At 68.5% G+C, this 23,410-nt stretch carries 23 protein-coding genes; 11 read left to right on the forward strand and 12 right to left on the reverse strand.

Features of this window, described 5'->3' with window-relative positions; translation table 11 throughout:
* Window positions 1-5 precede the first annotated feature (5 nt).
* Window positions 6-989 (forward strand): ABC transporter substrate-binding protein, encoded by a 984-nt coding sequence (locus tag BM199_RS11145; RefSeq protein WP_091672733.1) that lies wholly within the window; start codon window positions 6-8, stop codon window positions 987-989.
* A 79-nt stretch (window positions 990-1,068) separates the two neighbouring features.
* On the opposite strand, the gene BM199_RS11150 is transcribed toward BM199_RS11145, so the two are convergent.
* The gene (locus BM199_RS11150; RefSeq protein ID WP_091672623.1) at window positions 1,069-1,506 is read right to left on the reverse strand and encodes a hypothetical protein; all 438 of its coding nucleotides are present in this window, start codon (window positions 1,504-1,506) and stop codon (window positions 1,069-1,071) included.
* 381 nt (window positions 1,507-1,887) lie between these two features.
* Here BM199_RS11150 and BM199_RS11155 point away from each other — a divergent pair, with 381 nt between their 5' ends.
* Together BM199_RS11155 and BM199_RS11160 are read left to right on the forward strand one after the other, a co-directional pair.
* A complete protein-coding gene (locus BM199_RS11155) occupies window positions 1,888-2,757 on the forward strand; it encodes a helix-turn-helix domain-containing protein (RefSeq protein WP_091672625.1) in 870 nt (289 codons plus the stop codon).
* A gap of 48 nt (window positions 2,758-2,805) precedes the next feature.
* Window positions 2,806-3,492, forward strand: a complete 687-nt coding sequence (locus tag BM199_RS11160) for a 2OG-Fe dioxygenase family protein (RefSeq protein WP_091672626.1) — start codon at window positions 2,806-2,808, stop codon at window positions 3,490-3,492.
* Between the two features lie 23 nt (window positions 3,493-3,515).
* Here BM199_RS11160 and BM199_RS11165 read toward each other — a convergent pair whose 3' ends face one another.
* Both BM199_RS11165 and BM199_RS11170 read right to left on the reverse strand, forming a co-directional pair.
* Window positions 3,516-4,268, reverse strand: coding sequence for an isocitrate lyase/PEP mutase family protein (locus BM199_RS11165; protein ID WP_091672628.1), 753 nt, complete (start codon window positions 4,266-4,268; stop codon window positions 3,516-3,518).
* A complete protein-coding gene (locus BM199_RS11170) occupies window positions 4,265-4,729 on the reverse strand; it encodes a carboxymuconolactone decarboxylase family protein (protein ID WP_091672735.1) in 465 nt (154 codons plus the stop codon). The genes BM199_RS11165 and BM199_RS11170 overlap by 4 nt, the downstream gene beginning before the upstream one ends.
* A 46-nt stretch (window positions 4,730-4,775) precedes the next feature.
* Here BM199_RS11170 and pdxR point away from each other — a divergent pair, with 46 nt between their 5' ends.
* The gene (gene pdxR / locus BM199_RS11175) at window positions 4,776-6,191 is read left to right on the forward strand and encodes a MocR-like pyridoxine biosynthesis transcription factor PdxR (protein ID WP_091672629.1); all 1,416 of its coding nucleotides are present in this window, start codon (window positions 4,776-4,778) and stop codon (window positions 6,189-6,191) included.
* Between the two features lie 55 nt (window positions 6,192-6,246).
* Here the strand turns inward: pdxR and meaB are convergent, their stop codons facing one another.
* Window positions 6,247-7,212, reverse strand: a complete 966-nt coding sequence (gene meaB, locus BM199_RS11180) for a methylmalonyl Co-A mutase-associated GTPase MeaB (protein WP_091672631.1) — start codon at window positions 7,210-7,212, stop codon at window positions 6,247-6,249.
* A gap of 4 nt (window positions 7,213-7,216) precedes the next feature.
* The gene (locus BM199_RS11185; RefSeq protein ID WP_091672633.1) at window positions 7,217-8,404 is read right to left on the reverse strand and encodes an acetyl-CoA C-acetyltransferase; all 1,188 of its coding nucleotides are present in this window, start codon (window positions 8,402-8,404) and stop codon (window positions 7,217-7,219) included.
* A 237-nt stretch (window positions 8,405-8,641) separates the two neighbouring features.
* Between BM199_RS11185 and mce the strand changes: the two genes are divergently transcribed.
* A complete protein-coding gene (gene mce, locus BM199_RS11190; RefSeq protein WP_091672634.1) occupies window positions 8,642-9,085 on the forward strand; it encodes a methylmalonyl-CoA epimerase in 444 nt (147 codons plus the stop codon).
* Here mce and BM199_RS11195 read toward each other — a convergent pair.
* Together BM199_RS11195 and BM199_RS11200 are read right to left on the reverse strand one after the other, a co-directional pair.
* On the reverse strand, window positions 9,079-9,714 hold the full coding sequence (locus BM199_RS11195; RefSeq protein ID WP_091672636.1) for a TetR/AcrR family transcriptional regulator: 636 nt from the start codon (window positions 9,712-9,714) through the stop codon (window positions 9,079-9,081). The two genes, mce and BM199_RS11195, sit on opposite strands and share 7 nt — an antisense overlap.
* A 77-nt stretch (window positions 9,715-9,791) precedes the next feature.
* Window positions 9,792-10,163 carry an SPW repeat protein gene (locus BM199_RS11200; RefSeq protein ID WP_091672737.1) on the reverse strand — a complete coding sequence of 124 codons (372 nt, stop codon included), beginning with the start codon at window positions 10,161-10,163 and terminating at the stop codon, window positions 9,792-9,794.
* Window positions 10,164-10,382: 219 nt separating this feature from the next.
* On the opposite strand from BM199_RS11200, the gene ccrA reads away from it, so the two are divergent.
* From ccrA to BM199_RS11220, 4 genes are all read left to right on the forward strand, one after another.
* The gene (ccrA, locus tag BM199_RS11205) at window positions 10,383-11,729 is read left to right on the forward strand and encodes a crotonyl-CoA carboxylase/reductase (protein ID WP_091672637.1); all 1,347 of its coding nucleotides are present in this window, start codon (window positions 10,383-10,385) and stop codon (window positions 11,727-11,729) included.
* Window positions 11,730-11,844: 115 nt separating this feature from the next.
* Window positions 11,845-12,984 (forward strand): coiled-coil domain-containing protein, encoded by a 1,140-nt coding sequence (locus tag BM199_RS11210; protein WP_245788286.1) that lies wholly within the window; start codon window positions 11,845-11,847, stop codon window positions 12,982-12,984.
* 134 nt (window positions 12,985-13,118) lie between these two features.
* A complete protein-coding gene (locus BM199_RS11215) occupies window positions 13,119-13,568 on the forward strand; it encodes a universal stress protein (protein ID WP_091672639.1) in 450 nt (149 codons plus the stop codon).
* Between the two features lie 7 nt (window positions 13,569-13,575).
* Complete coding sequence (locus BM199_RS11220; protein ID WP_091672640.1) at window positions 13,576-14,802, forward strand: adenylate/guanylate cyclase domain-containing protein; 1,227 nt, start codon at window positions 13,576-13,578, stop codon at window positions 14,800-14,802.
* Window positions 14,803-14,832: 30 nt separating this feature from the next.
* Here the strand turns inward: BM199_RS11220 and BM199_RS11225 are convergent, their stop codons facing one another.
* The 3 genes from BM199_RS11225 to BM199_RS11235 form a co-directional block, all read right to left on the reverse strand.
* Window positions 14,833-16,110 carry an aldehyde dehydrogenase family protein gene (locus tag BM199_RS11225; RefSeq protein ID WP_091672642.1) on the reverse strand — a complete coding sequence of 426 codons (1,278 nt, stop codon included), beginning with the start codon at window positions 16,108-16,110 and terminating at the stop codon, window positions 14,833-14,835.
* 196 nt (window positions 16,111-16,306) lie between these two features.
* A complete protein-coding gene (locus BM199_RS11230; protein WP_091672644.1) occupies window positions 16,307-17,026 on the reverse strand; it encodes a M50 family metallopeptidase in 720 nt (239 codons plus the stop codon).
* 9 nt (window positions 17,027-17,035) lie between these two features.
* Entirely contained in the window at window positions 17,036-18,034 is a 999-nt protein-coding gene (locus BM199_RS11235) for a DNA-3-methyladenine glycosylase family protein (protein ID WP_091672646.1), read from the reverse strand.
* Window positions 18,035-18,531: 497 nt separating this feature from the next.
* On the opposite strand from BM199_RS11235, the gene BM199_RS11240 reads away from it, so the two are divergent.
* On the forward strand, window positions 18,532-19,416 hold the full coding sequence (locus BM199_RS11240; protein WP_091672648.1) for a ribosomal RNA small subunit methyltransferase A: 885 nt from the start codon (window positions 18,532-18,534) through the stop codon (window positions 19,414-19,416).
* Between the two features lie 50 nt (window positions 19,417-19,466).
* Window positions 19,467-20,234: a class I SAM-dependent methyltransferase gene (locus tag BM199_RS11245; protein WP_245788289.1), complete on the forward strand. Its 768-nt coding sequence runs from the start codon at window positions 19,467-19,469 to the stop codon at window positions 20,232-20,234.
* 24 nt (window positions 20,235-20,258) lie between these two features.
* On the opposite strand, the gene BM199_RS11250 is transcribed toward BM199_RS11245, so the two are convergent.
* Window positions 20,259-21,413, reverse strand: a complete 1,155-nt coding sequence (locus tag BM199_RS11250) for an acyl-CoA dehydrogenase family protein (protein WP_091672650.1) — start codon at window positions 21,411-21,413, stop codon at window positions 20,259-20,261.
* The gene (locus BM199_RS11255; protein WP_091672740.1) at window positions 21,410-23,404 is read right to left on the reverse strand and encodes an acetyl/propionyl/methylcrotonyl-CoA carboxylase subunit alpha; all 1,995 of its coding nucleotides are present in this window, start codon (window positions 23,402-23,404) and stop codon (window positions 21,410-21,412) included. The genes BM199_RS11250 and BM199_RS11255 overlap by 4 nt, the downstream gene beginning before the upstream one ends.
* Between the last annotated feature and the right edge of the window lie 6 nt (window positions 23,405-23,410).

A 23,410-nucleotide genomic window follows, 5' to 3' on the forward strand; every position in this document is an offset into this window, starting at 1 on the left:
AAATCATGAAGAGAACACTCACCATCACCGGTTCGATCCTGGCCGCGGCCGCGCTGCTCGCGGCCTGCGGTGGCCAGGTCGGCGACAGCGGCGGAGAACCGGTGGACCAGGCGGGCAACAAGGACCTCACCCTGATCACCGGCACACAGAACGAGCCGTTCTACATCTCGCTCCGGTGTGGTGCGGAAGCAGCGGCCAAGGAGGCCGGGTACGAACTGACCACGCAGGAGCCGGCGAAGTTCGACGCGACCCTGCAGACGGAGAAGGTCAACGCACTGGTGTCCGACCCACCCGCCGCACTGATCATCGCTCCGACCGACGACAAGGCGATGAAGGCACCGATCCAGCAGGTGCAGAACAAGGGCTCGAAGATCGTGGAGGTGGACACCGCACTGGCGGACGAGTCGGTGGCCGCGTCCTCCATCTCCTCGAACAACGCCGACGGCGGGAAGCTGGCGGCGCAGACGATGGCCGAACTCGCAGGCGGGAAGTCCGGCTCGGTGCTGGTGCTGGACACCATCGCCGGTACCTCGACCACGAACGAGCGGGCGCAGGGATTCGAGGAAGAGCTGAAGAACCACCCGAACCTGAAGTCGATCGGGGTGCAGTTCACGCAGAACGAGCCCGCCGAGGCGAGTTCGAAGGTGACGGCCGCTCTCGCCGCGAACCCGGACCTGATCGGCATCTTCGCGACGAACCTGAACACCGGCGAAGGCGCGGCCACCGGGCTGCGCAACACCGGCAAGATCGGCGAGATCAACCTGGTGGGCTTCGACGCGAGCCCGTCCGAGGTCGATGGTCTGCGCAAGGGCGAGTTTCAGGCCCTGATCGCACAGGACCCCGCTGCGATCGGCAGACAGGGCGTCGAGCAGGCGGTCGCGGCGATCGAGGGCGAGCCCGTCGAACGCAAGATCCTGGCCGAACTCCACGCGATAACCCAGGACAACATGGACGCGAACGAGCAGTACTTCTACAAGCAGCAGTGCTGATCGGCTGACGGACGGCTCCAGATCCCGTGGCGCCTGCTTGTCGATCGAGACAGGCGCCACGGGATCCACAATGGAGTAATCAACCAAGCACCGCCTCCGGCATGCCACACTCGGCGGCGTGGGTACCCGAGTGCCTGCGCAGGAAGTGCCCCGAGGCGAAGCCCTTCGTGCCAGCGGCATCACCGCTGAACCATCGCACGTCACCGGATACCGCGGTGCCCTTCTGCCAGCACTCGACGGTGAATGGCTTGCCCTCGCCGAGCTTGCCCACCCTCACGCAGCCGAGATCCGGGCAGGCGCGCAGGTTCAGGCCCGCGCCGCCGGTCCCCTCGACCCGGTACTGCGATGTCGGTGGCGCACCGGCCAGCTTCGAGTTGATCGGCGGTGGACCGAAATCGCGTTCTTCGGTGGCACGAGGCGCGACCGCGGTACTCAGCAGCACCGCGAGCACTCCCGCGACCACCGCGACCACCACCAGGACCCGAACGAACAATCCCGCTCGCAACGACACGAACATTGGCTGAACCTCCTCCGCTCGACGAGCCAAGACGAGTCCCTCCGACGTTCGTGCTCGATGGTCTCCCTCCGGTGGACGTGGTGGGCACTCAGGTGACAGGGCTGGGACTGCAGCTCCAGTATCCCGTACTGCATGCCCGTGCTGCAATTCCCAAAATCCTATTCCCACGGCGTGTTCGCCTGATCGGCCTAGCGGCTACAACGGCCCCACCCACCGGCCCAACCGCTTACTTCGAAGAACGTGCAGGTAGATGACCTTTTTGACATAGGCGGGTCCCAAATAACGCCGTCGTCACGATCTGGGGCTACAATCCCCGGATTGGGAATCCCAGGAAGAGATCCCAGTGCGAAATATCCAGTTGCTTCCCTCTAGCGAGGTGCGATGGCAGTCCAGGGCCCGGTGATACCCCGGCGCCGTATCGGCGACACGCTGCGTAGGCTGCGCGCCGAGTCCGGCCGCACCCTCGAGGACGTCGCGACGGAGCTGATGATCTCCACCTCCAAGCTCTCCCGGCTCGAGAACGGCCAGGGCAGTCCGCAGCCACGTGACGTGCGGGACCTGATCCGGCTGTACAAGATCGAGGGAACCCAGATCGCCGAGCGGCTCAACCGCTGGGTACGGGCCTCGCACCGGCAGGGCTGGTGGGAGGACCACAGCCGAGCGATTCCCGAGGAACTGGGCACCCACCTGGCCTACGAGGCCGAGGCGCATATCGCGCGGGTCTACACGATCCCGGTGTTGCCCGTCCTGCTCCAGACGGCCGACTACGCCAGGGAGTTCTATCGCAGTGCCGAGACCTGGTGGTCCGCCGACGAGGTGGAGCAGTTGGTGGAGATCCGACAGAAGCGCCAGGCCATGCTCGATCAGCGGGAAGGGCAACCCCCGCTCGAACTGATCGCCGTGACCCACGAGTCGAGCATCCGGCAGTTGGTCGGCTCACCCGAGATCATGCGAGCGCAACTCGATCACCTCATCGAGCGTTCGACGAACGCTAATGTCGAGCTTCGGGTGTTCCCGTTCTCGGCCACTCCGCGGTTCACCAGCACCTGCATGTACGCCTACCTCGAATTCACCGACGAGCTCGACCGCGACGTCGTGCAGATAGAAACGCACGCCGGCTTCCGGAACCTTGAGGTTCCGGGCCAGGTCAAGAAATATCGTGGCTATCACGAAGCGCTCCGGCAGCACTCGCTGCCCCCCGAGGACACCCGCGCGCTCATCCGCTCCGTCCGCGATGAGCAGTTCTCCTAGACGCCGTTCCGTGGCGTCCCCCTACTCCATTGACCGTATTGGACCCCCATGAATCCCGAAACTGCGACCCTTACCAGGAAGCAGATCGAGACCGAGGGCTTTGCCGTCGTCAGCGACGACGAACTCGGCTTCTCGCCCGAATCCCGTGCTCACCTGCATCGCGAGTTCTTCCGGCCGGGCATCCTCCGGTCCTATCCGGACGATCTGCCCGTCGACCGGGAACGGGCACGTGACGTCGTCCGGTACGACTGGAACGACGACCAGTTGACGCTCACCGAGTACGAGAGCATCGTCATCGAGAATCGCGGGGAACGCCCGGAACCCCGCGAGTACGCACGCGTGGAAGTACTGACCGACCCCTGCTTCGAGGAATGGATTCGACTCGCCCTCGGCCTGGTTCCCGGCTCGACCCGGGACACGAAGGGCACCTTCGGCGTCAATCTGTTCCGCACCTACACCAATGTGGTCACCAGACCACATCAGGACGGCGAGAAGTTCGTCTTCATCTATGTGCTGGACAAGGTCGGCCAGGGTGCGCAGACGTGGCTGTACGGCCCGGAGGAGAACGACCCGGTGCTTTTCCAGGACACCCTCGGACCAGGCGACCTGCTGGTGTTCGAGGACGCGCGATTCCGGCACAGCGTCACTCCACTGGAGAATCCGCCCGGGGGCACCGCCCGGCGCGATGTCCTCGTCTGCACGGTCAACTACGACCACACCTACCCACTCGACTGAACGCCGAGTGCCGGACTGCACGGTCAGTAGGGCGGGGTGCCCCCGGCCAGCTCACGCAGTGCACCGGACAGCCACGATCGGCCGGCGCGCCAGAGTCCGGCCCCGAGCGAGATCCGGGCCACCCCGCAGCTCGCCAACCCCACCAGGTCCGGCCCTGAGGGCAGGTACGCGGTGTTGACGGCTGCCGGAGCGACGGCCTCGGTGAACGAGCGCAGCACCGGGGCCGAGGTGATGTGGATCGGATAGACGCAGTCCACGCCCGCGGCGAGATACCGCCTCGCCCTTTCGATCGCGTCCGGTAGCACGGCGTTCTCCGCGCCCGCGCTTCCCGCGCTGAGGAAGCAGTCGACCCTGGCGTTGATCACCAGCCCGTCCCCGGCTGCCTGCCGGACGGCGGCGAGGAAGTCCGCCTGCTCTCCCGGCGCGCGCAGCCCGCCTGCCCGGAGATCGGAGTCCTCCAGGTTGCAGCCGACAGCACCGGTCTCCCCGAGCCTGGCCACCAGTTCGGCGGGAGCCAGCCCGTACCCGGCCTCGGCGTCCACGGTCACCGGGACCTCGACCACCCGGACGATCCGGGCCGCGGCCGCGAACATCTCGCCGGCAGGCGCCTGCTCGCCGTCGTCATGGCCGAGCACGGCGGCGATCGCCGCGGAACTGGTCGCCACCACGGGAAACCCGGCCTCGACGACGAGCCGCGCACTGTCGGCGTCCCAGGCGTTGGGCAGCACGAGTGGGCTGCCGGGAACGTGCAGTTCGCGCAGGGCCGCAGCGGTCACGAAACCTGCTCCGGCAGTGGCTTGTGACTGGGGACGCCGAACCTGTTCAACATGTTGATGACGCCGATCGTCCACATCACCGCGACGTACTGCTCTTCGGTGAAGACCTGCGTCGCCTCCTCGTAGAGCGCGTCCGGCACGTCTCGCGTCTCCGACAGCCGGGTGACCTCCTCGGTCAGTGCGAGTGCGACTCGTTCGGCCTCGGTGAACAGTCCGCTCTCCCGCCACGCGGGCAGCAGGAGCAGCCTGCGCTGGGACTCACCGAGTTTCAGCGCGTCCCGGCTGTGCGTGTCGATGCAGTAGGAGCAGCCGTTGATCTGCGACGCCCTGATCCTGACCAGCTCGAGCAGGGTCGGAGCGAGACCGGCGTCGGCTGCCGCCTGCTGGACGACCTTGTGCAGGGACGCCACGGACTTGTATGCCTCGGGCAGGACTGAGGTGATCTGGATTCGCTTGGTCACGACAATGACGTTACCCACGACTGGCTTACGCGTATGGTCCAGTTCTATGCAGGTTTCGTGGTCCAGTTCGACGGACCTCCACTTGGACTGGGATCCCGCCTCCGGTCGGGAGGGACTCGCCGGCGCGCTGCGATCGACCCTGCGCGCCGGCCGGTTGCCGCAGGGGTCCGTGTTGCCGTCCACCAGGGCGCTCGCACTCGATCTCGGCGTGGCAAGGGGCACGGTCACCCGGGTGTACGCGGATCTCGCGGCCGAGGGCTATCTCCAGACCCGGCAGGGCGCGCCGACCACGGTGGCCACCGCGGGCACTCCGGCGAGTTCACCTCCTCCCCCCGGCACGAGGCCTTCGACGCCCCGGTGGAACCTGCTCCCCGGTAGGCCGGACGTCTCCTCCTTCCCGCGAACACTGTGGACCTCCGCCACCCGTCGGGTACTCCGCGACGTCCCCGCTGGTTCGTTCGGCTACGCGCACGAGCTCGGGATGCCGGAACTGCGCGCCGCGCTCGCCCGCTACCTCGCCCGGAGCCGTGGTGTCCTCGCGGATCCCGACCGGATCGTCGTCTGCGGCGGACACGCACACGCGATCCACCTGCTGGCGACTGCCCTTCGCGATTCCGGCACCTCGGAGATCGCGTTCGAAGACCCCTCATTGCCTCACTTCCGCGAAGTCGCGGCCGCCGCGGGCGCCTCCGTCGTCGGTGTCCCCGTCGACGACGACGGAGTCGTTGTGTCCGAGTTAGACAGCCCGGTTGTGGTGGTCACCCCGGCACACCAGTACCCACTGGGTGTCACCCTGGCCGCCGACCGACGAGCCACGCTGACCCGATGGGCGGATTCGTCGGGCGCACTGGTCGTCGAGGACGACTACGACGGCGAGTTCCGGTTCGACCGGCAGCCGGTCGGCGCCGTGCAGGCCCTGGCGCCGGAGCGGGTGGTCTATGCGGGCACCGCGAGCAAGGCATTGGCGCCCGCACTGCGGTTGTCGTGGCTGGTACTGCCCAGGTCGCTGGTCGGGCCCGTGCGGGCGGCGTTACTCGCCACGGGCTGGCGCACCCCCGGCCTGGAGCAGCTGATCTTCGCGGATCTGCTCAACTCCGGCGCCTATGACCGGCACGTCCGCCGTCGCAGACTCGCCTACCGCACCCGCCGGGACCGCCTGCTGGCAGCGGTGCCCGACGGCCTGCGCCCCCTGGGTATCTCCGCTGGGCTGCACCTGGTGCTGATGCTGCCGGACTCCGGCCCCACCGAGGACGACGTGCTGACGGCGGCGGCTCGGCGGCGGCTGGACCTACATGCGCTCGGCAGCCACCGGATGCGCGCGGGGCAACATCCACAAGGGATCATCGTCGGCTATGCGGCCCCTGCCGAGCACGCGTTCACCCCGACGGTCGACGCCCTGCTGGCCACGCTGGCCGACGTCGGCCTTGGCCAGGCATCGCACTTTCCCGGGAAAGTGCGATAGTTGCACGCGCGGGGTATAGCACTTTCCCGGGAAAGTGCGGGTTTGGGGTGCGAGGTCAGGAACGCAGGCCCTCGATCAGCTGATCGGCGGCGGAGAACGGGTCCACGACCCGGTCAACCACACCCTCCGCCAGTTCCGCGAGCCTGCGCCCGCCCCGCAGGTCCACCAACTCGGCGTGCAGGGACTGCAGCGCGATGGCCTCGACCTCGCCTGCCGCACGGCCGGCACGGCGCCTGCGCAACTCGTCGTTGGCCTCCAGCCAGGTGTGGTGCTCGGTCAGGGCCTCGACCACCTGGGCGGCGCCCTCGCCCTTCACCGCGACGGTGCGCACGATGGGCTGACGCCAGGAGTGCCCGCGTACTTCCCTGCGTGCCAAGGAAATCATCTGCTTGAGTTCGCGAACCGTGGTGTCGGCTCCGTCGCGATCCGCCTTGTTCACCACGAACACGTCGGCGATCTCCAGCACGCCTGCCTTGGCGGCCTGGATTCCGTCGCCCATGCCGGGAGCCAGCAGCACGACAGTGGTGTCGGCGAGCCGCACAACATCTACTTCAGACTGTCCTACCCCGACTGTCTCGACAAGCACGACGTCGAACCCGGCCGCGTCGAGGACACGCAGCGCCTGAGGGGTGGCCCAGGCCAGACCGCCGAGATGACCCCGCGTGGCCATCGAGCGAATGAACACACCGGGATCCACGGCGTGCTCGGTCATCCGGATGCGGTCACCGAGCAGGGCGCCCCCGGAGAACGGTGACGACGGGTCGATCGCCAGCACACCGACCCGCTTGCCCTCGGCTCGCAGGGCGGAGATCAACATCGAGGTCGATGTCGACTTGCCGACTCCGGGAGGCCCGGTCAGCCCGACGACCGTGGCGTTGCCGGTGTGCGGCGTCAGTGCCGCCGCCACCTCGCGCAACTGTGGATGCGCATCCTCGACCAGCGAGATCAACCGCGCGACAGCGCGCTGCTGGCCGCCGCGCGCCCGCTCCACCAGCTCGGCGACGTCGACCGCGACCGCCACCCGGTCAGCTCTTCGGCACGGTGATCAACAGCGCGTCACCCTGGCCACCACCACCACAGAGTGCGGCCGCACCGACGCCCCCGCCACGCCTGCGCAGCTCGTAGGCCAGGTGCACGGCCAGCCGGGCGCCGGAAGCGCCGATCGGGTGGCCGAGCGCGATGGCTCCGCCGTTGACGTTCACCTTTTCCGGGTCGATGCCCAGCTGCCTGGTGGAGACGAGGCCGACGGCCGCGAACGCCTCGTTGATCTCAACGAGGTCCAGTGCGCCGACGTCCAGCTTCGCCTTCGCCAGCGCCGCCTTGATGGCGTTCGCGGGCTGCTCGTGCAGACTGGCGTCCGGACCGGCCACCACCCCGTGCGCACCGATCTCGGCGAGCGGGGTGATGCCGAGCTCCTCGGCCTTCTCCCTGCTGGCGACCACGACCGCCGCCGCGCCGTCGGAGATCTGTGAGGCCGAACCCGCGGTGATCGTGCCGTCTGCGGCGAAGGCGGGACGCAGCTTGCCGAGCCCGTCCACGGTGGTGTCCGCGCGCACCCCCTCATCGGTGCTGAAGACGATCGGGTCCTTCTTGCGCTGCGGGATCTCCACGTCGACGATCTCGTCGGCGAAGTGACCGGCCTCGATCGCCGCCGCCGCACGCTGGTGCGACCGTGCGGAGAACTCGTCCTGCTCGGCCCTGGTCAGTTCGTAGCGCGCGTTGTGCTTCTCGGTGGAGGCACCCATGGCGACCTGGTCGAACGCGCAGAACAGACCGTCGTGGGCCATGTGGTCGACGAGTGTGGTGTCGCCGTACTTGAACCCGGAGCGCGACTTCGGCAGCAGGTGTGGGGCCTGGGTCATCGACTCCTGCCCGCCCGCGACCACGAGGTCGAACTCACCGGCGCGGATGAGCTGGTCGGCGAGTGCGATGGCGTCGAGCCCGGAAAGGCAGACCTTGTTGATGGTCAGCGCGGGGACGTCCATCGGGATGCCCGCGGCGACAGCGGCCTGCCGTGCCGGGATCTGGCCCGCGCCCGCGGTGAGGACCTGCCCCATGATCGTGTACTGCACCGCGTCCGGGGAGACTCCCGCCCGTTCCAGTGCCGCCTTGATGGCGAAGCCACCGAGCTGGGCCCCGGAGAAGTCCTTCAGGGAGCCGAGCAATCGACCGATCGGGGTACGGGCAGCACCCAGGATCACAGAACCGGACACGGCAGCCTCCAAGCCTCGTCGCAGGACCAACCTGAAAAACGATACCGGTCGGGGACGGTTGCTGAATCGCTCACTGTGTCCGATCCAATACTCGGGTTCTTCACCGCCGACGGGACACCCATGCACGGACGTCACCCGCAGTCGGCAGCCACGACCGCCCCTCCCCGACTTGTGAAAAACCCTCACTGTGAGCGGACGCACGGCAGAGACGGCGGATCAGCGCATATCCTCCCACCCATGAATGACGCGCTGAAGCCGTTCGTCACCACGATCGACCACGTCGGCATCGCCGTCGCCGACCTCGACACCGCGATCGCGTTCTACGCGGACAACTTCGGCATGCAGGCGACGCACACCGAGGTCAACGAGGAGCAGGGCGTGCGGGAGGCCATGTTGCACGCGCCAGGGGACGAGACTGGCCCCGCCGTGCAGCTGCTCGCCCCGCTGCGGCCGGACTCCACGATCGGCAAGTTCCTCGACACGAAGGGGCCCGGCCTGCAGCAGCTGGCCTACCGGGTGACCGACGTGGACGCGGCGGCCGAGGCGTTGCGTGCGAAGGGCCTGCGCCTGCTCTACCCGGAGGCAAGGCGCGGCACCGCGGGCAGCAGGGTGAACTTCGTGCACCCCAAGGACGCGGGCGGGGTCCTGGTCGAACTCGTCGAGCCGGCCTCGGCTCACTGACCGGGTTTCAGCGCACCGCCGAGTTCGTCACCAGTGCCCGCACCGCGCTCGCTCGCACGCGCCGTGAGGGCACTGGCGATGAACTCGAGTTCGCGTTCCATCTCGTCGGGCCCCTCGTCCACCGCGTGCCGCGCCACCGAATGCCGGTAGCTCACGGCCAGGGCCAGCAGACCCGATGCGCTGTCGATATCGGCGACCGCGAGGCCGCCCACTCCCGCGGCCAGAATCACCGCTCGCACCTGGGCCACCAGCTGCTGGTACCGGTCCTGCAACGCGTCGCGAACTCCGGTGTGGGTGTCCGCCTCGCGCCACAACAGGTGCGAGAGCATCACCGATGAGGACAAACGCCGGTCGAGTTCGGCGACCAGCCTGCGCAGACTCTGCGCGATGTCACCCGGCACGACCACCTTCGCGGTTTCGATCCGCTCGTCCGGCAGCCGTTCGACCAGAGCGGTCAGCAGGTCCGCCTTGCGGCGGAAGTAGTAGTGCACCAGCCCCTTGGGCACGTCAGCCCGCTCGGCGATGCGGGAGGTCGGTGTCGCGTCGAACCCACCCGCCGCGAAGAGTTCCTCCGCGGCGACGAGGATTCGCTCCCGCGCCGATCCGTCGGCAGGCCGCGCTCGTGCCACCGATTGGTCCTTTCGCGTACGTGGGCCCACGCCGGCGGTTGCGCCGTCGTGGGCCCGTTACCCGGAGAATTGTCCTGTCAGTGCTGGCCTACCGTACGACTGTGCGCGGCGTTGGCCACGGGCAGCGCGGCGGCACCCACGATGATCGTCAGGGCACCGACGACCCAGGACATCCAGGCCGCACCTGTCAGTTCGGTGTAACCGATCACCCATGGCGACAGTACGAGCAGGGCACCGAGAACGATCTGGATGGCCTCGCCGTAGACCATGCCGGGCATCGCCAGCGAAGCGAGCCCGTCCAGTGCGACCAGGGCACCCATCACGATCAGCGTCCACATCGCCGCCGTGCTCGTTTCCAGCACCAATGGTGACAACACCGCCACGACACCGAGGACAACCTCGGCCCAGTCGTGCGGCCTCGTCCAAGGACGTACCGAAGTCTCGCGCATCCTGATCACCTCCGAAAGGTCCATCGATCTCCGTCAACTACTTCACGGCTTCCACCTGCAAGTTTCCTCCTTGGTTGGCCAGCCGGTCAAGATGTCCGGCCACACTTTCGCGTACCTCGGAAAATGCCGACGTGCGCCTGCTCTCGTACAGTTGTGCCGGTACGTTACCCGCCAGTAGTTTCATCCGGCGAGCCCGAAACCACTTCACCGGAGGCCCCGATGTCGCACAACGCGCTCAGTGAGATCACGCAGGCTGTCCTCAGCGACAACTTGGACGCGATCTCCGCACTGCCGGTCCCGGAGACCTACCAGGGCGTCACGGTGCATGCCGACGAGGCCGAGATGTTCGCCGGACTGGCCAGCAGAGACAAGGACCCGCGCAAGTCGCTGCATCTGGACGACGTCCCGGTGCCAGAACTCGGCCCCGGTGAGGCACTGGTCGCGGTCATGGCCTCGGCGATCAACTACAACACGGTGTGGACCTCGATCTTCGAGCCGCTGTCGACGTTCAAGTTCCTGCAGCGCTACGGCCGGATCTCACCGCTGACCAAGCGCCACGACCTGCCCTACCACGTGGTGGGCTCCGACCTGTCCGGCGTGGTCCTGCGCACGGGCCCCGGTGTGCACCGCTGGCAACCTGGCCAGGAAGTCGTCGCCCACTGCCTCAACGTGGAGCTCGAAGGGCCGGACGGGCACAACGACACGATGCTCGACACCGAGCAGCGGATCTGGGGCTTCGAGACCAACTTCGGCGGGCTCGCGCAGGTCGCACTGGTCAAGGCCAACCAGCTGATGCCGAAGCCGCAGCACCTCACCTGGGAGGAAGCGGCCTGCCCCGGGCTGGTCAACTCCACTGCCTACCGGCAGCTGGTTTCGCGCAACGGCGCGGACATGAAGCAGGGCGACATCGTGCTCATCTGGGGCGCGTCCGGCGGCCTCGGTTCGTATGCGACGCAGTTCGCGCTCAACGGCGGCGCCATTCCGGTGTGCGTGGTGTCCAGCCCGGAGAAGGCCGAGATCTGCCGCAAGATGGGCGCGGAACTGGTGATCGACCGCAATGCCGAGGGCTACAGGTTCTGGAAGGACGAGAACACCCAGGACCCGAAGGAGTGGCAGCGCTTCGGCGCGAAGATCAGGGAGCTGACCGGCGGCGAGGATCCGGACATCGTGTTCGAGCACCCAGGCAGGGAAACCTTCGGCGCCTCGGTCTACGCGGCCCGCAAGGGCGGCACGATCGTCACCTGCGCCTCCACCTCGGGCTACCTGCACCAGTTCGACAACCGCTACCTCTGGATGAACCTGAAGCGGATCATCGGTTCGCACTTCGCCAACTACCGCGAATCCTGGGAAGCCAACCGGCTGATCGCGAAGGGGCTGATCCACCCGACGCTGTCGAAGACGTACCCGCTGGCCGAGACCGGTCAGGCAGCCTTGGACGTGCACCGAAACGCCCATCAGGGCAAGGTCGGCGTGCTCTGCCTCGCCCCCGAGGAAGGACTGGGTGTGCGCGACCACGAGCTGCGCGAACGCCACCTCGACGCGATCAACGTGTTTCGCGGTGCATGAGCGCCAGCGAATACTCCGCGGAAGCAACAACTCAAGTCGCGGTGCCTGAACGCACAGGCGCGCGGGCCCGGCGTTGCCCGGCCACCTCGGAGCACCTCCCGATAGGGTGGGTGCCATGAGCCTTGGCGATGAACGGGAGCTCGTACCGCTGGGGGCCGGCTTCGATCTTGAGAAGCGCGGCTACGACCGGGTACAGGTGGACGAGCATTTGGAGCGGCTGGACGCCGACCTGAAGATGCTCACGTCGGACCGCGATGCCGCGATCTCGCAGGCGGGCGATCTCGCCAGGCAACTGGAGATAGCCCGCGGCGAGATCGACGACCTGCGTGGGCAGGTTGAGCGACTGGCCCAGCCCCCGACGACGCTCGAGGGCCTGTCCGAGCGGCTGCAGCGAATGCTGCGGCTCGCGCAGGACGAGGCGGCCGACACCCGGGCGCGCGCCGAAGCCGAGGCCGGGCACATCCGCGCCAAGGCCGAGAGCGACGCCAGCGCGATGCGGGCGCGGTACGAGGAACTGCTCACCGAACTCTCCGAGCGGCGCAAGGAGATGGAAGCCGAGCACCGGTCGGTGCTGGAGACCGCCCGCGCCGAGGCCGAGAAGATCGTCTCCGACGCCGCTGCCGAACGCGATCGGCTGGATTCCGAAGCCGAGCAGCGCCGGGTCCAGGTCGAGGAAGACTTCGAGATCGCGATGGCCGGACGTCGCACGGAAGCGATGCGGGTGCTGGCCGAGCAGGAGGCCGCCAGCAAGGCCGAGGCCGAACGGCGGGTCCGGGAAGCCACCGAAGAGGCGGCTGCCATCAGGACCAAGGTCGCCGAAGAGGAAGCCGAGGCGAAGGCCGACATCGAGCGGCGGCAGCGCGAGTCCGTCGCGGAGGTGAACCAGCGCAGGCAGAACTCGGTCAGCGAGGCGAACGCGCGGGTGGCCGAGGCGTCCGACGAGGCGCGACGCCGGGTTCGCGAAGCCACCGAGCAGGCGAACCGGCGGATCGCGCATGCCGCCGAACGGGTGCAGGCGCTGCGCTCCCTGCGCGCGACGATCGCGGAGCAGGTACGTGCCGCTCGTGCCATGCTCGCGGAGGCCGACACGGCATTGACCAGCGCGGCCGCCCAGGCACTTTCGGCCGAGGACGACTACCCCACGGTGCAGACAGCACCCTCGCCGGGCCCGAAACCGACGCCGAAGGGCGACGTCGGCGCAGGGCAGGCCAAAGGGGGAAACAATCGGACGGTACAGAAACCAACTCGCGAGTAGGTCAGGGCTGCGCTGGGCCGCCAGGGCCGCTATGGTCTGCGTCTACACCAAGAGGGTTATTCACCCGACCTCGGACAACACCGACTGTAGCTCGACCTACTGCCGAGTACGCCGACCTTTCGTGGAGGACTTCGATGGCCGCCTATCAGACCGTGGTGGTAGGGACCGACGGTTCGGAATCGTCGTTTGCCGCAGTCGACCGAGCGGCCAGTGTGGCCGCCGACTCCGGCGCCCAGCTGGTCGTCGTCTGCGCCTACTACCCGGCGAGCAAGCACGACGTGGAGAAGGCTCAGGACGTACTCGGCGACGAGGCGTACCAGGTCGTCGGGTCGGCTCCCGCCGAGGACACGCTGATCAGCGCCAGGGACAGGGCGACCAAGGCAGGTGCCCGCAACGTGGAGACCGTCCCGGTGGTCGGCGAGCCGGTCGAGGCACTGCGCAAGACCGTCTCAGACCGTTCGGCCGACCTGCTGGTGGTCGGAAACCGCGGGCTCAACACGCTCGCCGGGCGCATTCTCGGGTCCGTGCCGTCCGAGGTCGCCCGCAAGTCCGGGGTTGATGTCCTCATCGTGCACACCACCTGAGCCGCGGATGACCGAGGAGCACCGGTCGCGCGGCCAGCCGGCGAGTGAGGCCAGAAGAACTCGCCCCGTCGACTCCCTCGCCACCGGTGAGCTGCAGCAACGGCTGGAACGAATCCTGCTCGGCGGTCGGCGCAAGTACACGCGGCTGCAGGTGGCGGCCAAGACCGGGATTCCCGAGGAGCGAACCCGCAGGCTCTGGCGAGCTCTCGGATTCGCCACGGTGAACGACGACGAGGTCGTGTTCACCGACGCCGACGTCGAGGCGGTGCGCATCGCCGACGGACTCGTCCAGGCCGGCCTCGTGGATCCGTCGCTGGAGACCTCGGTGACCAGAGCGCTGGGACAGCACCTTTCCCGGTTGGCGGAGTGGCAGGTCCACCTGCTGTGGACATTGATCACCGAGAACCAGGAGCTCGGCCAGAACGAGCGGCAGGTCGCCCGGCTGGTCGACCAGGTGCTGCCCGAACTGGAGAAGGTGCAGAGCTTCGTCTGGCGCCGCCATCTCGCGGCGTATGCGGGCAGGGCACTGGCCAGCCCGGACGAGGACCTGCAGGCCCGCACTGAGGCCGTCGGGTTCGTGGACATGGTCGGTTACACGCGACTGACCCGGCGAATCGACGAGTCCGAGCTGAACGAGGTGCTGGAGCGCTTCGAGGCGATCGCGAGCGAGGTGATCGCCGAACACCGTGGGCGAGTGGTCAAGATGATCGGTGACGAGGTGCTCTTCGTCGCCGACTCCCCCTACGACGGCGCCGAGATCGCGCTGACCCTCACCGAGCGCACACGGGCCGATGACGGCCTGCCTGCCGTGCGGGCCGGGCTGGCCAGCGGCCGGGTGCTGAACCGCTTCGGGGACGTCTACGGCTCGGTGGTGAACCTCGCCGCCCGGCTGACGTCACTGGCCCGGCCGGACACGATCCTGGTGGACAAGGAGATGGCGAACGCGCTCGCCGACGAACCCGGCTACGAACTGCGCACCCGGCGACCGGTGTCGGTCCGTGGCTACCACCGACTGCGGCCTTCGGCCCTGCGCAGGGCGAAGCAGCAGCCTGACTCCAGTGGGTTGTTCGAGAGCGGGCAGCAGTTGGCGGCGGAACTGCTCGGTCTCACCCCGACGACGTCGGAACCACCAAAGGCGAAGCCGGAGCCGGAGGTTCGGGACGAGAAGAGTGATGCCGAGGCGGAAGACGGCGAGTCAGCGCCTCGCACCAAGGGCCGTCGAAAGCGCCGCTGACGGAGTACGAACTGCTGCCCCGCGCCCAGTTCAACGCTCGGCGGGCAGCACCGCGTACTGGCGGACGTAGAGGTCGGTGTAGGTGACCGGGCCGCGCGGGCCGGGGACGCGGTCCAGGTTGATCCCCGTCTCCGGGACGCCGAGCAGCTTGAACCCGTCGAGCAGGCGGGTCGGCGCGTTCCAGAACACGCCGGTGCCCTGGTAGGCGTCGAAGAAGGTTTCGGCCGTCGCCGCGTCCTCGGTGGCGATTCCCGCCGCGAGACCTGACGTCTGCTCGTTGGCGATGGTGACGGCCTCGGTGAGGTCGGCGACCCTGGCCACGGTCACGGTCGCCTCGTGTTCGGAGTCCAGAGCCCACTCGTAGCCGATGGCGTGCTCGTGCGGCGGCAGGGAGGGACGCACCGAGCGCTCGTCGAGTGCGCCGGAGATCGTCGGCCACAGCTGGTCGTACACCGCGGTGTGGATCAGCAGCAGGTTCAGCCGGTTGCAGACCCCGAGCCGGTCCAGACTGCCCGCGACCAGCGCACGCACCGTTTCCGCGTCCGCCGCCTCGTCCACGTAGAGCACTCCGCCGCCATCGGCGTGTGCCAGCGTGCGCACACCGTGCGTCGCGGCCTCGGTGGCCAGTGACCGGGTGCTCTCCCCGCTTCCGCGGAGGATCACCAGCGGGACCAGGCCGGGCAGGCTGACCAGCGCCGCAGCGGCCTCGCGCTCGGCCCGCGGAACCAGCTGGATGACCTCGGGGGCGATTCCGGCCGCGCTCAGCGCCGGGGCGATCACCTCGTCGAGAAGCCGCTGCGCCGAACCGAGCGCCGCCGAACCCGTACGCAGCACTCCTCCGTTGCGGGATTTGACCAGCTGTGAGGCGACGTCGACCGTGACGTTCGGCCTGGCCTCGTAGTTCGCGCCGATCACACCGACAGGGCGCCTGCGCTCCACAAGTCGAAGACCGTCGTCCAACGAGGAGATCGGCACACTGCGCTCCTGGTGCGGCGCGGCGGCCAGCAGACGAAGTTGCTCGGCCATGCCGGTGAGCCGGTCCTCGGTGATGGTGAGGCGATCCAGCAGTCCCGCGCTCATCCCGTCCGCGCGCGCCTTCTCCAGGTCCGCGTGATTGGCCTCGAGCACCGAGTCCTTGGACGTCAGCAACCGGTCGGCCATCGCGCCGAGTGCGGTGTCGATGGCCTCGTTGCTCGCCGTGGCGAGAGATGGCGCCGCCTGCTTCGCCGCACGCGCGCACTCTTCGACCGTTTTGGCCACCTCGTCTGTCACCGCTGTGCCTTTCGTGCCTGCTGCCGGGTCTGTCACCAGATGTCTTATTCACAAGTCGGGTTATTCACCCTGGAACCGATGGTTGATCACGATCCTCACCTGCAGTGAGCCGTCGCGACCCGCCCCTACTGCGGCACAAAAAGCCTGCCACAGCGGGACCTGTCCGGGCGGGCCCCGCCAACTCACTTGTGAACAACCCTCCGGGGCACCAGTGTGCCGCACAGCCCGAACCTCAGCGGAGAGCGGGTTCGAGCAGCAGTGCGCCACCGAGCACGAGACAGGTCAGGGCGATCACCGCGAGCACCAGCACCCAGAGCAACGCGGGCAGGCCGGTGAGCCGGGCCAACTGGTCGGCGTCGGAGTCCCGCGCCGCTCCTCTGCGCCGTTTGCGCTGCAGTTCGAACACCGGCCGCAGGCCGCCGAGCACCAGGAACCAGGTCATCAGGTAGACGAACGCGGCCTGGATCTCCGACGGCGCAAGTAGAGCGACCGCAGCGAGCACCCCCGCCGAGGCCACCACCGCGAAGACTCCGTACGCGTTGCGCACCATCACGAGCACGCCCAGCAGGAGCACCGCGACGATGGCGAGCACAGCGGCCATCCGGTCACCGGAAAGAAGTCCCGCGAATGCCAGTCCGAGCAGCGCCGGAGCCGGATATCCGGCGAGGGTCGTGAGCACCATCCCCGGCCCACTCGGCTTCCCTCGCGAGACGGTGACCCCCGAGGTGTCGGAGTGCAGCTGAATGCCGCGTAGCCGCCGTCCGACCAGGACCGCGACGAGCGCGTGCCCTGCCTCGTGCACGATGGTGACGATGTTGCGCGCGAGCCGCCACGGAGTCCCGGACAGGACCAGCACGAGCGCCGCCGCCCCGGTGATCAGGACCACCGCTTCCGGAGGGGGCGGCTGGGTCTCGAAGATCCGCCAGAACCCGATCCCTTCGCTCAATTCCACCCGGACAGCTCACCACAACGCCTCCTGCGGTCCGCGTGAGCCCCGCGCCTCGCTCCTGGACGCACGCGGCCCCGCTCGCTCGCCGGGGGCACGCTGCTCCCTCGACAACCGGAACAGCAGGGCCACCCAGCTGCGAAACGGGTGCCAGGCCTCGGCGATCCGCTCCAGTGACGAGACGTCATCGGGATCCGCGCCGTAGGCAAGAGCCATTTCCTCGAGTACCCCGAGCTCGCCCCGGGGAAAGACATCCGGATGACCAGCGCCTCTGACGAGTACGAGTTCCGCCGAGAACGGCCCGATCCCGGGAAGCCGCCGCAGGAACCGCATCCCGGCCTCTGGTTCCATCGCCCGCAACGCCGAGGCGGTGAGCTCGCCGTCGTGCGCGATCTCCGCGACCGCCCGCAGTCGCGCGATCTTTCGTTCCGGCAGCCGGAGCGAACCACTACGGGCGTGCAGTTCCGCCGGAGCGGGGAAGGACGAGAGGACCGTGTCACCGACGACGATCCTCCTGCCGTGTTCCTCTGCCATGTTCCGCATGATCGAGGTGGCCTGCCTGCTCCCTATTCGGTTGCCGATGACCGCCCAGCAGGCGGCTTCATAGGGCGAATGGAACAGCACGGGACGCACTCCCCTGAACCAGGACTGCAACTGCCCGACCACTGGATCGGCTCGGCCGATCGCGGTGAAACCTCGGGCATCGGTGTCGAGCGAAAGGATCCTGCGAGCCTGCGCTGTCGCCGCGGCCGTGACCGTGGGTGGCGCCTCGGTCTGGATCCGGACGGTTCGTTTCGCGAGCGGGCGCACCAGCACCCCCGCCGTCTGCCAGTCACCCTCGACCGCGAACGCCATCGGCAGGACCGCTCGCGCGGCCCGCGCCTCGGGTCTGGACGTCGGGATGAACTCCCGGGCACAAGCCGGTACCGCGGCCAGGTCGAGTGGGCCACCGACGTGCAGATCGGTGATGTCGGGCGTGCACAGGGTCGTGATCGGTGCCGGTGTCGGAGACATACCTGCTCCCCCTCAGTCGTGGGCACTGCTTCGGGTCGTTGGTCGCCGGAGCGGCGGCAACTTCGACGCTATGAGGACTGGCCAGACGTTTCACCGGGTTCTTGGCACGACTGGACCGTTCGCTCCCCATACGGGATCGAACGGTCCAGTCGTGAACATCCGAGGAGAAATTGACTTGCGGACAGTGCTACGTTCCGAGGCATGGGATCCATGTACGCCTTCTGCGCCGTGTTCGCGCGTTTGCGCTCCGCCTGAGCGCAGCGACCACGGAACCACACTGAAACGAGCCCTCGTCCCGGCGAGGGTGGTAAGCGGCGTCGCCCTTCATCCATGAGGGACAGTCCGACGCGCACGCGAAGCGTGTGCTCGTCCGCTTTGGCCGTGGCCCGTTCCCGGTAACGGCACATCCCATTCTGTTGGTGGCCATGGTCGCTGCGTCATGACGTCCTGGCGCGCGTTTTCGCGCGCTCACCTCGTACATGACGTGGAGATCACCCATGCCCAGACCCGGGCACAGCCATGCGCGTAACGTCCGTTCTCAGCCCAATCCTTCCGGCGTTCACTTCCTCACCGCCACTTCAGTCGTCGACCGCCTGATCCGGGAGTGCTCCGTGGGTCCCGGCGAAGTGGTGCTGGATTTCGGCGCGGGCAAAGGAGCCGTCACGGCCCGGCTTGCCAGAACCGGCGCCACCGTGATCGCGATCGAGCGCGATCCCGAGTTCGTGCGGCAATTGCGACGGCGGCTCTCCTGCCACGACAACGTGCGGGTCGTCCCCGCCGACGCCCGTACCATCTCGCTGCCCCGACGCGGCTTCTCCGTGGTGTCGAGCATTCCCTACGGCATCTCGACAACCCTGTTGCGGCGCCTGCTGACACCACAGTGGACAAGTCTGCGCCGGGGTGCGCTCGTCGTCGAATGGGGCTTCGCCAGGCGAGTCACGGCAGCGGCTCCCCGCGATCGTGAGGTGGCGTGGTGGGCCGCACGTTTCGAACTGGAGCTCGTCACCCGCGTCCCGGCCGCCTCGTTCCGGCCGGAGCCTGCTGTGGATTCCGCCCACCTGTCCGTTCGCCGTGTTCCCGGGATGACTCCGCGAGTCGAGACCGCACTGTGGACGCTGCTCGACATCGCCTACGCCGCGGGGAACGCCACTGCGCACAAAGCCCTCGCGGGCACGATCGGCGGACGGCTCACCCGCGGCGCCTTGTCGGCCTGCGACGTCGACCCGTCCCTTCCGGTCCGCTCGGTTCCCGCCCGCGCCTGGTCGGAAATCGCGCGTCGGCTGGTGCGGGAACGCAGTCTGCACTGGCCTCGGCTGCCCGCCACACTCGTCAAGGACGATCGGGCACGGTCGGCGAAACCACGCAAGCCGCGAAGGCGATAGCGTGTCATTTGCGACAGGCTCGGCGAAGTGGATGTTGTGGGGAGTACACGGTGGCGATCAACGCACAGGCACGGTCCCGGCTTCTGGAACTGCTCACCGAACCGCCCTCGGGTCCGGACGGCCACGACGACCCGGTGGTGGACCTGCTCGGCGGCGCGGACCAGGCCGGGCCGCCCACCGGACTGGCGCAACGGCTCATGCGCACGACCGCGGTGCCGATGATCTACGAGCGGTACTGGCGGCCGGCGCTGGGCAGGATCGCCAAGGGGCCATTCGGGCCGAGCATGGACGGCGAACTCAGCATGACGATGGACCTGCTGCGCCTGCGGCCCGGCCACACGGTGCTCGACGTCGCGTGCGGGACAGGACGGTTCACCAGGGCGTTCGGCCGCGCCGTGGCACCGGGCGGGCTGGCCATCGGCCTGGACGGAGCCCGCCAGATGCTCGCCAAGGCGGTGGCCGCCGAGTCGCAGCCGGACACCGTCGCCTACCTGCGCGCCGATGCCGTCTCGCTGCCCTTCCCGCCGGCCAGTGTGGACGCGCTCTGCTGCTTCGCCGCCCTGCACATGTTCGCCGATCCCGACGCCGCGCTCGAATCGTTCGCCGCGACGATCACCCCCGGAGGGCGGCTTGCGCTGCTCACCAGCGCACGTCGCGGGTGGCAACCGGCGCGGCTCGCGGAGACCGCGCTCGGCGCCGCCAGCGGGCAGCGCATGTTCGACCGCGGTGAGATCACGGCGAAACTGCGCGCACTCGGCTTCTCCGAGATCACCGAGAAGTACGCGGGCGTGACGCAGATCGTGGCCGCCACCCGGTGAAGCACGAGCGCGAACGGGCTGCCGTCACCGGAGACCGAGTTCCCGTGCGATCAGCATGCGCTGGACCTCGCTGGTGCCCTCGCCGATCTCCAGGATCTTCGCGTCACGGTAGAAGCGACCCACCGGGAACTCGTTCATGAACCCGTAGCCGCCGAAGATCTGAGTGGCCTCACGGGAGTTGTCCATCGCCGCGTTGGACGCCGTGAGCTTCGCGATCGCCGCCTCCTTCTTGAACGGCTCACCTCGCAGCATCTTCGAGGCGGCGGCGTAGTAAGCCAGCCGGGCCGTGTGCGTACGCATCTCCATGTCGGCGATCTTGAACTGGATCGCCTGGTAGGCCCCGATCTTGTGACCGAAGGCCTCTCGCTCGCCGACGTACCGCAGGCATTCGTCCACACACCCCTGCGCGAGACCGACACTCAGCGCGGCGATGGCAACCCTGCCCTCGTCCAGAATGGACAGGAACTGGGCGTACCCACGACCGCGTTCCCCGAGCAGGTTCTCCTCGGGAACCCTGCAGTCGGAGAACGACAGCTCGTGCGTGTCGGAGGCGTTCCAGCCGACCTTCGAGTACTTCGGCGCGACCGCGAAACCGTCGGTGCCGGACGGGAGGATGATCGCGGAGATCTCTTTGCGGCCATCCGGCTTCTGGCCGGTGACCGCGGTGACGGTGACGAGCCGGGTGATGTCGGTGCCGGAGTTCGTGATGAAGGACTTGCTGCCGTTGATCACCCACTCACCGTCCACCAGCTTCGCGGTCGTGCGGGTGGCACCCGCGTCCGAACCGCCACCCGGCTCGGTCAGGCCGAACGCCCCGAGCGCCTCGCCGGAGCACAGCGCGGGCAGCCACCGGCGCTTCTGCTCCTCGGTCCCGAACCGGTAGATCGGCATGGCGCCGAGCGAGACCCCTGCCTCCAGGGTGATCGCGACGGACGAGTCCACCCTGGCGAGTTCCTCCAGCGCGAGGCAGAGCGCGAAGTAGTCGCCGCCCATCCCGCCGAACTCCTCGGCGAACGGCAGGCCGAACAGCCCCATCTCGCCCATCTTCGCCACCAGGGCGTAGGGGAACTCCTCGCGCTCGTAGAAGCCGCCGATGACCGGGGCCACCTCGTTCTGCGCGAAGTCCTGGACGGTCTTGCGCAGCGCGTCGTACTCGTCATCCAGTCGGAAGTCGATCATTCGGTTTGCTCCTCGGGGGTTACCACGGCAAGCGGTTCGTCCAGCGCGACCTGTTGGCCTGTCTGGACACGGAGTTCACTGACAACGCCGGCGACCGGGGCCGTGATGGTGTGCTCCATCTTCATCGCCTCGACCACCAGCAACGGCGTACCTGCGGCGACCACGTCACCTTCGGCCGCCTTGACCACCAGCACGGTGCCCGGCATGGGACTGGTCACCGGCCCGGCCTCGGCCGAGTCGGCGTGCGTCGCCAGCAGATTCGGGCGCTCGCCGACGGCAAGACAACGCCCGGCACGCGCGAGCCACACGTCACCGTCCGGAGCCTCGGCACGCCGGTAACGCAGCAGCTCGCCGCCATAGCGCAGTTCGACCCCGCCCGGCTCACCGTCGACGCGCCGTGCGGAGACTGCCTCGGGTTCGGCGCCGTCGACGCTCACCACGGCGTCAGCGGGCGTGCCTTCGACCCGCACGACGGACTCGGCACCCCCGGCCCGCAGCCGGAACGTCACGCCGCCCCGCGCACCGAGGCGCCAGCCGTCCGGCACGTCCCACGGGTCCACGACAGGACCGGCCGGTTGCAGTCCGAGCAGCCGGTCGAGCGCGGCGGCGACGAAGAAGTCCGTGGGCACCGTGCTCTCGGTCAGCGAGGCCAGCCTGCGGTCGACGAGTTCGGTGTCCAGGCGCCCCGCCCGGACTTCCTCGTCGGCCAGCAGCGCACGCAGGAACGCGACGTTGCTGGTGACACCGAGAACCGCGGTGTCCGCGAGTGCCCGGTCCAGCCGGTGCAGGGCCGCCACCCGGTCCGGCCCCCACGCGATGACCTTCGCCAACATCGGATCGTAGTGCGAGCCGATGACGGCGCCGCGGCGCATCCAGGAATCCACCCGGACGCCGGGACCTTCCGGCTCGGTGACCGCGAGGACGGTTCCGCCGGTGGGCACGAACCCCCTGGACGGTTCCTCGGCGTAGACCCGCGCCTCGATGGCGTGCCCTTCGAGGCGCACATCCTCCTGCGGCAACGTCAGCGGCTCTCCTGCGGCGATCCTGACCTGCCATTCGACCAGATCGAGCCCGGTCACCAACTCGGTCACCGGGTGCTCGACCTGCAGCCTGGTGTTCATCTCCATGAAGAAGAACTCGCCGGGGTCCTTCGACGACACGATGAACTCGACCGTTCCCGCGCCGACATAGCCGACCGCGCGGGCGGCTTCCACCGCGGCGGAACCCATCCTGGCCCTGGTCTGCTCGTCGAGCAGCACCGAGGGGGCCTCCTCGATGATCTTCTGGTGCCGCCGCTGGAGGCTGCACTCGCGCTCACCGAGATGGATCACGTGGCCGTGTGCGTCGGCGAGCACCTGGATCTCGATGTGCCTGGGGGTCGTGACGAAGCGTTCCAGCAGCAGGGTGTCGTCACCGAAGGCCGCCCTGGCCTCCCTGCGTGCGGACTCCACGGCGTCGGCCAGTCCTTCGGGCGACTCGACCAGCCGCATCCCCTTGCCGCCACCGCCCGCCGACGGCTTGAGCAGCACCGGGTAGCCGACCTCGGCGGCGGCCTCGGCGATGTCGGCGTCGGCGAGGCCGCCACCAGAGGTGCCGGGAACGACGGGAACGCCCGCCGAGGACACGGTGGCCTTGGCGCGGATCTTGTCGCCCATGGCGTCGATGGCCCCGGCCGGCGGCCCGATGAACGCGACTCCGGCCGCCGCGCATGCCCTGGCGAACTCGACGTTCTCCGAGAGGAAGCCGTACCCGGGATGTACCGCCTGCGCCCCGGTCCGCCGCACGGCGTCCAGGATCGCGGGAATCGACAGATAGCTGTGCGTGGCGTCCGCAGGTCCGATGTGGACAGCTGTGTCGGCCTCGTGCACGTGTGCAGCGTCGACGTCCGCGTCGCTGTACACCGCGACGGAGCGAATTCCCATACCGCGCAGGGTGCGGATGACCCGCACGGCGATCTCGCCGCGATTGGCGACAAGGACGGTGTCGAACATCTGGTC

The organism is Amycolatopsis marina, from assembly GCF_900111885.1.
GTDB classification, from domain to species: domain Bacteria; phylum Actinomycetota; class Actinomycetes; order Mycobacteriales; family Pseudonocardiaceae; genus Amycolatopsis; species Amycolatopsis marina.

Bases quoted from the DNA above. Each gene is read 5' to 3' on its own strand.
- BM199_RS11145 (WP_091672733.1), top strand. From the start codon at position 6: ATGAAGAGAACACTCACCATCACCGGTTCGATCCTGGCCGCGGCCGCG.
- BM199_RS11240 (WP_091672648.1), top strand. From the start codon at position 18,532: ATGCCCAGACCCGGGCACAGCCATGCGCGTAACGTCCGTTCTCAGCCC.
- BM199_RS11250 (WP_091672650.1), bottom strand. From the start codon at position 21,413: ATGATCGACTTCCGACTGGATGACGAGTACGACGCGCTGCGCAAGACC.
- BM199_RS11235 (WP_091672646.1), bottom strand. From the start codon at position 18,034: ATGTCTCCGACACCGGCACCGATCACGACCCTGTGCACGCCCGACATC.
- BM199_RS11200 (WP_091672737.1), bottom strand. From the start codon at position 10,163: ATGCGCGAGACTTCGGTACGTCCTTGGACGAGGCCGCACGACTGGGCC.
- BM199_RS11150 (WP_091672623.1), bottom strand. From the start codon at position 1,506: ATGTTCGTGTCGTTGCGAGCGGGATTGTTCGTTCGGGTCCTGGTGGTG.
- BM199_RS11210 (WP_245788286.1), top strand. From the start codon at position 11,845: ATGAGCCTTGGCGATGAACGGGAGCTCGTACCGCTGGGGGCCGGCTTC.
- BM199_RS11155 (WP_091672625.1), top strand. From the start codon at position 1,888: ATGGCAGTCCAGGGCCCGGTGATACCCCGGCGCCGTATCGGCGACACG.
- ccrA (WP_091672637.1), top strand. From the start codon at position 10,383: ATGTCGCACAACGCGCTCAGTGAGATCACGCAGGCTGTCCTCAGCGAC.
- BM199_RS11255 (WP_091672740.1), bottom strand. From the start codon at position 23,404: ATGTTCGACACCGTCCTTGTCGCCAATCGCGGCGAGATCGCCGTGCGG.
- pdxR (WP_091672629.1), top strand. From the start codon at position 4,776: ATGCAGGTTTCGTGGTCCAGTTCGACGGACCTCCACTTGGACTGGGAT.
- BM199_RS11220 (WP_091672640.1), top strand. From the start codon at position 13,576: ATGACCGAGGAGCACCGGTCGCGCGGCCAGCCGGCGAGTGAGGCCAGA.
- BM199_RS11160 (WP_091672626.1), top strand. From the start codon at position 2,806: ATGAATCCCGAAACTGCGACCCTTACCAGGAAGCAGATCGAGACCGAG.
- mce (WP_091672634.1), top strand. From the start codon at position 8,642: ATGAATGACGCGCTGAAGCCGTTCGTCACCACGATCGACCACGTCGGC.
- BM199_RS11215 (WP_091672639.1), top strand. From the start codon at position 13,119: ATGGCCGCCTATCAGACCGTGGTGGTAGGGACCGACGGTTCGGAATCG.